Source organism: Vibrio sp. RE86 (assembly GCF_013114545.1).
GTDB lineage: Bacteria > Pseudomonadota > Gammaproteobacteria > Enterobacterales > Vibrionaceae > Vibrio.
Genome location: NZ_VTXI01000038.1, coordinates 1 through 7,608 on the forward strand (window position 1 = coordinate 1; position 7,608 = coordinate 7,608).

Sequence of the window (7,608 nt, forward strand, 5' to 3'; positions counted from 1 at the left end):
TTGTCTATGAGCAGGTCAAAAAAGCTTATAAGCACTTGAGGCAGAACTAGCCTAACAAACAATTTAAGCAGATTCGTAACGCTCGGCATTTTTGGTTTGAATCAGCTTTAATGATTAGGGCACAATGTTCTGGTTAGGTGGTAGCGTTACTCACTACTTAATTGGGCGTTATGTGGCATTAGATGGTAGGTAGTTTGCATGAGTGAAGAGTTAAAAGAATTTCGCGCCTCGATAGATATTGATCAGGGGTTTCAATCTAAAAGGCGTATGCTAATGATGGCATGTATGACTTTTCTAGCACTAAATTTGAGCGGTGCAACATTAGAAGAAGCAAACACCTTTCTTTTTAAAATAAAGTTCAATAACTACATAGGGCTAAGCTATTTATTCCTCTTGTCAATCGTATTCCTGACGCTACGTTATTATTCCTACGCTCAAGATTATCACAGTAGACTATACGAATTTTGGACTAAGCGTATGCTCTCTGATCATAGAGTTTTTTTCTATGATAGTTTTGATGACGAAATCTCAGGCTTACTTTCTAAATCTATTTCGGTTTGGGTTGGTGATGAGCCTGGTTTAACTGAACCATCCTACAAAGTTTCAGGTTTATTCAAGCGAACTTTATCGTATAGGAGTGAGGATATTGACGAAGAGAGAGGTCCTTACTATTACACGGAATATATTGATCTTTATAAAGTAACAGATTCATGGAACAGAAAGCACTACTGTATCTTGTTATGGTTTGAACTAAAGTATCAAATCGAGTCAATCTTCAAATATAGAGAAAGTTTAGACTTGTTGGCACCATATCTGTTAAGCGTGGTCTCTATCCTATCATTTGTGTTTAAAAGCGAAATCTTAAGTTGGCTACCAACCACATAACAAAGCGTTTAAGGCAGATTCGCAACGCGTGGCATTCTCAGGTCAAATTGAGTTTTGTGTTTAAAGTGCAATGGTTTAAGTTAGGTGCAGGCGTCGCTCACTACTTAACGCGGCGTTAGGTGAATAGAGGGAGAGACACAAGTTTGAGAATGGCTAAAGCTTTAAAGGGGGATATAAATGAACAAAATTATATGGCCTAGCCTAGTATTGTCTTACTTCGCTAAAGTTTTTATTGTGGTTTTTCTAGTCGTATCTTGGTGTTCAACTGGACTCTATAAGCATTTGTATCATCAGCATATTGATTTTGCACATCTTTGTTCCGTAATACTAATTTATGCTATCGGCTGCTTTATTTTTGACCGAGACCTACCGATTGGAACGATAGCGATGGACTATGAAGCAGAAAGCTCCGCTAATCAATTTGGACGTTTTCTAATCACGATAATTTGCTTAATCTGTTATTGGTATGTAGTCCTCAGAGGTTTGTAGTTAACATCATTCTGCAATCACCTAACAAAGCGTTTAAGACAGATTCGCAACGCGGCGTTAGGCAAGGTACGGTGAGTTTCTCTGGCTCAAAGTGTTGAGAGGGCAAGGTAAACGGGACTCCCTTGAAAGCTGATAGTTCGCAGCTTTAAATCTCAACATCCTAAAAGCAATGTCGTTGTTGTTATCTCGCATTCAGCGTTTGTTGGAACAACGGCTATAACATAGTGGCTTGGGTAGTTCTTGAATCACAAAAAATCCGTGGGTAATTGGTTGCTTATGATGTTTAAGGTATCCTGTATCAAATCAAGTTGATGGGCACACGGAAATCTTGCCTAACAAAGCGTTTAAGGCAGATTCGCAACGCTTGGCGGTTTCACTTCGAATCGGCTTCAGTGTTTATGGCGCAGAGGTTTTGTTCAGTGGTTGCGCTGCTCACTACTTAACGCGGCGTTAGTTGCCAATGAAGAAAAAAGTAACTAAATAGCAAGTTTAGGGCTAATGTCAGCATGTGTTTTGCTAGTTTGCACTTCATTTTCTAGCTTATGGGGTTCGTTAAAATAGTCCTATGTTTGGTGCTCGGTTGGACTTTCTGTTTCAGAAGCTAAACTGCTTGTTGAAAGTATGCTTTGTTGGTTAGTCTTTCAAAAAGTTTTCTTTGGGGTTTAAAGTCCGTTTTCTAAGGCGCGGTGAATTCCAAGTGGTTTCAGTGACAGTCGCTTTAAAACTGCGCCTGATTTGAGCTCATAAATCAGGAATGGGCAGTGTTGGCAAAGTCTCAATGAGCTTAAAGTCCAAGGCTTTGGGTAGGCAACTAACAAACAATTTAAGCAGATTCGCAACGTTCGGCATTTTGGGTTTGAATTAGCATCAGTGTTTACGGCACAATGTTTTAGGTAGGTGGCGGCGTTGCTCACTACTTAATTGGGCGTTATGTGATAGGATGCAATAACTAAATCGGTTGTAGACGTTTCAAAATGAAAGAATGCAAAACATGTGGGAATCATTTGGAGGACTGGGAAGACCGTTGCTCTCAATGTAAAAAGCCTCAAGGTTGGACTCAGCGGGCAGTTGATTGGGCTGTATTGCTTTCACCCATAGTATCTATCTTAACTATTTTTTCGTTATCTCTTCCTTATGCATTTGATGCACTTCAAAGAGATAAGCCTGAATTATCGTTGGTCCCAATTAAGAATGTCCAACTAAGGCGGCTATATGGTGAATGGGCAGTGAAAGTAGGAGTAATAATTCATAATAAAGGGAAGGTTGCTGCTGTAGTGAAATCATCAGAAGTTTTAATTGACTTAGAAAGCAAGTATCAACTAAAAGGAGCCCAAAGCTCTTACCTTATTACTGATGAGCAGATTGTTCCTCCTAACTCATTTATCTTTATGGAATTGCCATTTTCATTATCAGTAAGTGAGCAACCTTATTTAGATGCGCAATTAGGCAATCAATCTGATAAGAGTATCGTATTAGAGCAGCTAACTGTAAAAGTAAGTTTCGATGGGTTTGACGCGAAGAGTTATAGCTCCAAATTTTCGAAACAAAACCAAGAAGCATTTCTAAGAAACTATTGACAACAATCACATAACAAAGCATTTAAGAGTGATTCTCAACGCTTGGCATTTTCGCTTCGCTCAAGTATAGCCAAGCGCCGCTCACACCTTAATGCGGCGTTATGTTTTCGTCAGGCTACGGATTAAGAATTAGAGAAAATATAAGTTTTTATAAATATACAACCATAAATACAGCAAAAATCGTATTGGAGAATGAGACATTGCGCTGGTCTAGCCCTCTTTTATTCAATGATATAGAGGAGTGTCAATTTACACCGTTTACAACAGAACAACATAAAATGGCACAGAAATATTACTATGAGATGTTGCTTGACTGTGCAAAGGGACGCCTGATTTATAACTACCATCACTTTAGTGAGGTGACTGGGATGTTAATTGATACTTTGAGGCTTATGCATAACCAAGGTTCTCTTGATAATCTTGACTATAGAGAACTGCTTCAGGTTACAGATAACCCTCAAGAGGGCTATAGGGAATATGTCAACAAAGGGTTGGTTAATATATTTAGGATTATATGTGTTACTACTGAGTACAATAACAACTTGATGTGGGCTCACTATGGAGACCAACATTATGGTTGTGCCTTGGAGTTTTCTGACGTCTATAAGGATAAACCAAGAAATCTAGAGGAAGGCTTTGTAAGGTATCATGAAAACCTAAATCCAAGATCTAACCCTATTGATATGATGCTCTTTGGTGAAACAAAGGAAGTTAGAAGCAAAATGATAGAAGACATTATTTTCTCTAAAAGAACATCATGGGCTTATGAAAAAGAATATAGGTTTATGTTCGCAGAGAACTTTGGTCAAATCACAACGACTCTTGACTTCAGGACAAAGGAAAGAAAAATGGATGTATCCCATCAAAGTGATACTAAGTTTACAGATGTACCTTTTAAGAAAGAGTCCCTAAAGTCGATAACTTTTGGTGTAAGAGCAACAAAAGAGTCAATTGAAGACTTAGTCGCTTCATTATCAAACAAAAGTTATGATGTAGATCTATTTCAATTAAAACTGGTAAATGGTGAGCTTCTTAGAGAGCGTATGAGTCCCATCCAGGCTTAGTTGTAACGGAAAAACATAACAAAGCATTTAAGAGTGATTCCCAACGCTTGGCATCTTTAATGTCATCGTTGGGTTTTGTGTTTAAGGTGGTATGGTTTAGCTCAGTGGCAGCGTTGCTCACACCTTAATGCGGCGTTAGTTGCCAATGAGGAAAAAGTAGCTAATTCAGCAAGTTTAGGGCTAATGTTCGTGTACTTTTTGCTAGTTGTTGCATTTCACTTTCTAGCTTATTTGGTTCGTTGAAATCGTTCTTTGGTTTGTTCTCGGTTTAGATTTTTTGTTTCAGAGGCTTATTCTCTCGTTGAAAGTCTGCTTTGTTGCTTAGTCTTCCCCAAAGCTTTCTTTGGTGTTTGAAGGCCGCTTTCTGCGGCGTTGTATGTTCCAAGTGGTTTCAGTGACAGTCGCTTAGAAACTGCGACTGATTTGAGTTTTTCAAAACAGGGCAGAACAGTATCGGCAAAGTGGCAATAATCTTCAAACAAAGCCTTAGGGCAGGCAACTAACAAACAATTTAAGCAGATTCGCAACGCTCGGCATTTTGGGTTTGAATCAGCTTTAGTGTTTACGGCACAATGGTCTAGGTAGGTGGCAGTGTTGCTCACTACTTAATTGGGCGTTATCTTGCAATCAGCTATCAGTATGCTCTAATTATAGGTAAGTTCTTATTATTAGGAAGAATTTCAACCATGTATCAATTACGATGTACTAAGAAGTCTCAAGATTTGCTTGGCTTCAAAGCCCATGACCTGTCCGAGGTTGAGAGTGAATCTCATGTTTTGGGGAATTGGTATATGCACACATTTACGCAGGAGCGGCGTAAGTGTCTATTTTTCATGGAAGAAAAGACTTTGATGTCTTTTATTCTAGTTGGTTTTAGGAAATCAGAATCTAAATATTTTGACGAAGCTTTCAAAGGTGGTTTGCTGAACCTGCTAGCGCTAGAAAACGCCCCCAATGAAGTTATTACTTCGTTTGAAAATGCTCCGGCAGCAATTCGTTTTACGAAAACAGATAGCCGAAAACTAGTGGGGCATATGAATGAAAAAATGTCGTTATTCCAAGATTTTGTGTATGCGGATGGTGGGTTTGAACGCTGCGACCTTGCTGAAATTACCGCAAAAATCAATAGAATGCCGCAACGTCAACTAGGGTGGGCATTGTCTGTTGAAGCTCTAAATGACTTATTCAACTAGCAATATAACAAAGCATTTAAGAGTGATTCGCAACGCTTGGCGTTTTCGCTTCGCTCAAGTATAGCCAAGCGCCGCTCACACCTTAATGCGGCGTTAGTTGCCAATGAGGAAAAAGTAGCTAAATCAGCAAGTTTAAGGCTATTGTCAGTGTGTCTTTTCTAGGTTTCCGTCTTCGCCTTCTAACTCATTGGGTTCGTTAAAATAGTGCTTTGGTTGGTGTTCGGTTAGGCTTGTTGTTTCAGAAGCTAAACCGCTCATTGAGAGTCTGCTCTGTTGGTTAGCCTTTCCAAAAGTTTTCTTTGGTGTTGAAAATCCGCTTTCTACGGCGTTGTAAATCCCAAGTGGTTTCAATGACAGTCGCTTTGAAACTGCGCCTGATTTGAGCTTTTCAAAACAAGGCAGAACAGTGTCGGCAAAGTGGAAATAAGCTTCAAACAAAGCCTTAGGGCAGGCAACTAACAAACAATTTAAGCAGATTCGTAACGCTTGGCATTTTTGGTTTGAATTAGCTTTAGTGATTAGGGCACAATGTTCTGGTTAAGTGGTAGCGTTACTCACTACTTAATTGGGCGTTATGAGGCATTATGGATATACACTTAAAACGAATAGAAAGTGAAGAGTTTGAAAGCCTATTTTCTGTTGTGAAACAGGGACTTTATTCGCATGTTAATGCCGTCTTTGGCTGGTGTGATAAAGTTCAGGTCAATCGTTTGAAAAGTGATTATGAGCCGCATTGGTTTCACTGGGTTTATCTCAATGGCAGTCAAGTTGGAATGCTATGCTTTAAGCCTTACGACAATGCGCTTCATGTACATTTACTCATTGTGTTTCCAGAGTTTCAAAATCAAAAGTTGGGTGAAAGGGTCATGTGCATGGTTCACGAAATAGCGCGAGAGCAAGGCCGTAGTCCGGTTACCTTATCAAGTTTTACTAGAAATGAGTCAGCGGTAAGGTTTTACAAATCTCTTGGTTACAAAGTAACTGAAAGTGATGAAAATTTCCTTTCTTTGTCGCTTCAAGTTGCCTCATAACAAAGCATTTAAGACGGATTCGCAACGCTCGGCATTTTGGATTTGCTTCAGTTTTAGTGTTTACGGCACAATAGTTTAGGTGTGGTGGTCTGCGTTGCTCACCACTTAATGCGGCGTTAGCAGTTGGTGCGCTACCAAATTAGTTCCGACAGTAGCGCAGCTGTTATTCTAGTTACTTGATGTTTGATTCAATGTTTTCAAATAGAGTTTTAAGCTTTTCAACTACTTGATCTGGGGCGTGATCTGTCATCGGTTTACTTTGACAAAATGCTTCGATGTTTTTTGTGATTACTTCTTGATCATGAATTTGCATACCATGAATATCAGAGGTATGCCCCAGTGCTACAAGAAAATAATCCCTTGTTAATTCGGCTAGGTATTGTGCTTTGCGGTGACCAAACCGTCCTATACTGAATGACGGGAAATAAATGTTTTCACCATTCCAGTTGTTTTTGGCATTACGTTTTCTTGGGTCGAGTACTTTTACAGTAAACTTACCACCTGAAGACGTACTAAACGATACATTCTCAACTGTCAATTTAGGTTGAGCGTGTAGGGCTGATAGTTGCTTTTCTAGTTCATATTGTTGCTCTAGAAGCTTAGTTAACTCGGCTTGAGTTTCGATTAAGTTTTTATAATCAAACATATTCTTTGGTTCTGCAGTGTATTGGAACAGGGTGTGAATTGTACTGTATAAATCAACAGCTAACAAAGCATTTAAGAGTGATTCCTAACGCTTGGCATTTTTCATTTCATTATTGAGTTTAGTGTTTACGGTGGTAAGGTTGGGTTTCGTGGTTGCGTTACTCACACCTTAATGCGGCGTTATGTTTACTTGTATTTCAATGGCTTAAATATCTTAGGCTCAAGTTCTTTCTCCATCAGGCAGTTTGTCCCTAGTAGACTCAGCAAATCAGTATTGTCTGCCTAAGTTCTTGAATCTCTTAGACCGTAAAACATGCCAAGGTTCGTGGGTTGCTTCATTCGCAGGTCGAGCAGGCTAGGTTTTAGTTCCTTTGGCTTAAAGTCGCTTTGAAGTTCTTTCCCAAGCAGCATCCTACCTTGGCAGTAGTCTCGGCAACTAACCATTGTTTGGCGCTGTTGTGAGAAGAGACTAGGGTGTTTGTTGGTGCTTTGTCGGGTTGCCTCATTGGGCAGGGAAGTGTTCATACTTGTTTTAGGTTGGTCGCCTTTGGTAGCCAAGCTTGTATCTGCCTTGTGGTTTGGTTTAGAAAACGAATCTAAATCAGCAGTTCTTTCTCAATTAAGTCAGTCACTTGTGGTAAAACATAACAAACAATTTAAGCAGATTCACAACGCTTGTCGATCTGCATTCTAGGTTAAGTTTAGTGTTTTATGGCACAATGTT

6 protein-coding genes are annotated in these 7,608 nt (G+C 39.5%); 5 read left to right on the plus strand and 1 reads right to left on the minus strand.

Annotation, left to right across the window (positions count from 1 at the left end):
• The first annotated feature begins 198 nt into the window (after positions 1-198).
• From F0231_RS20370 to F0231_RS20390, 5 genes are all read left to right on the plus strand, one after another.
• On the plus strand, positions 199-885 hold the full coding sequence (locus F0231_RS20370) for a hypothetical protein (protein ID WP_171761505.1): 687 nt from the start codon (positions 199-201) through the stop codon (positions 883-885).
• Positions 886-2,348: 1,463 nt separating this feature from the next.
• Complete coding sequence (locus F0231_RS20375) at positions 2,349-2,951, plus strand: hypothetical protein (RefSeq protein WP_171761506.1); 603 nt, start codon at positions 2,349-2,351, stop codon at positions 2,949-2,951.
• Positions 2,952-3,052: 101 nt separating this feature from the next.
• Positions 3,053-4,015: a DUF2971 domain-containing protein gene (locus tag F0231_RS20380; protein WP_216612379.1), complete on the plus strand. Its 963-nt coding sequence runs from the start codon at positions 3,053-3,055 to the stop codon at positions 4,013-4,015.
• Between the two features lie 686 nt (positions 4,016-4,701).
• Positions 4,702-5,208 (plus strand): hypothetical protein, encoded by a 507-nt coding sequence (locus tag F0231_RS20385; protein ID WP_171761507.1) that lies wholly within the window; start codon positions 4,702-4,704, stop codon positions 5,206-5,208.
• A 584-nt stretch (positions 5,209-5,792) separates the two neighbouring features.
• On the plus strand, positions 5,793-6,239 hold the full coding sequence (locus F0231_RS20390; protein WP_171761508.1) for an N-acetyltransferase: 447 nt from the start codon (positions 5,793-5,795) through the stop codon (positions 6,237-6,239).
• A 172-nt stretch (positions 6,240-6,411) separates the two neighbouring features.
• Here the strand turns inward: F0231_RS20390 and F0231_RS20395 are convergent, their stop codons facing one another.
• Positions 6,412-6,885, minus strand: coding sequence for a hypothetical protein (locus F0231_RS20395; protein ID WP_171761509.1), 474 nt, complete (start codon positions 6,883-6,885; stop codon positions 6,412-6,414).
• Positions 6,886-7,608 lie beyond the last annotated feature (723 nt).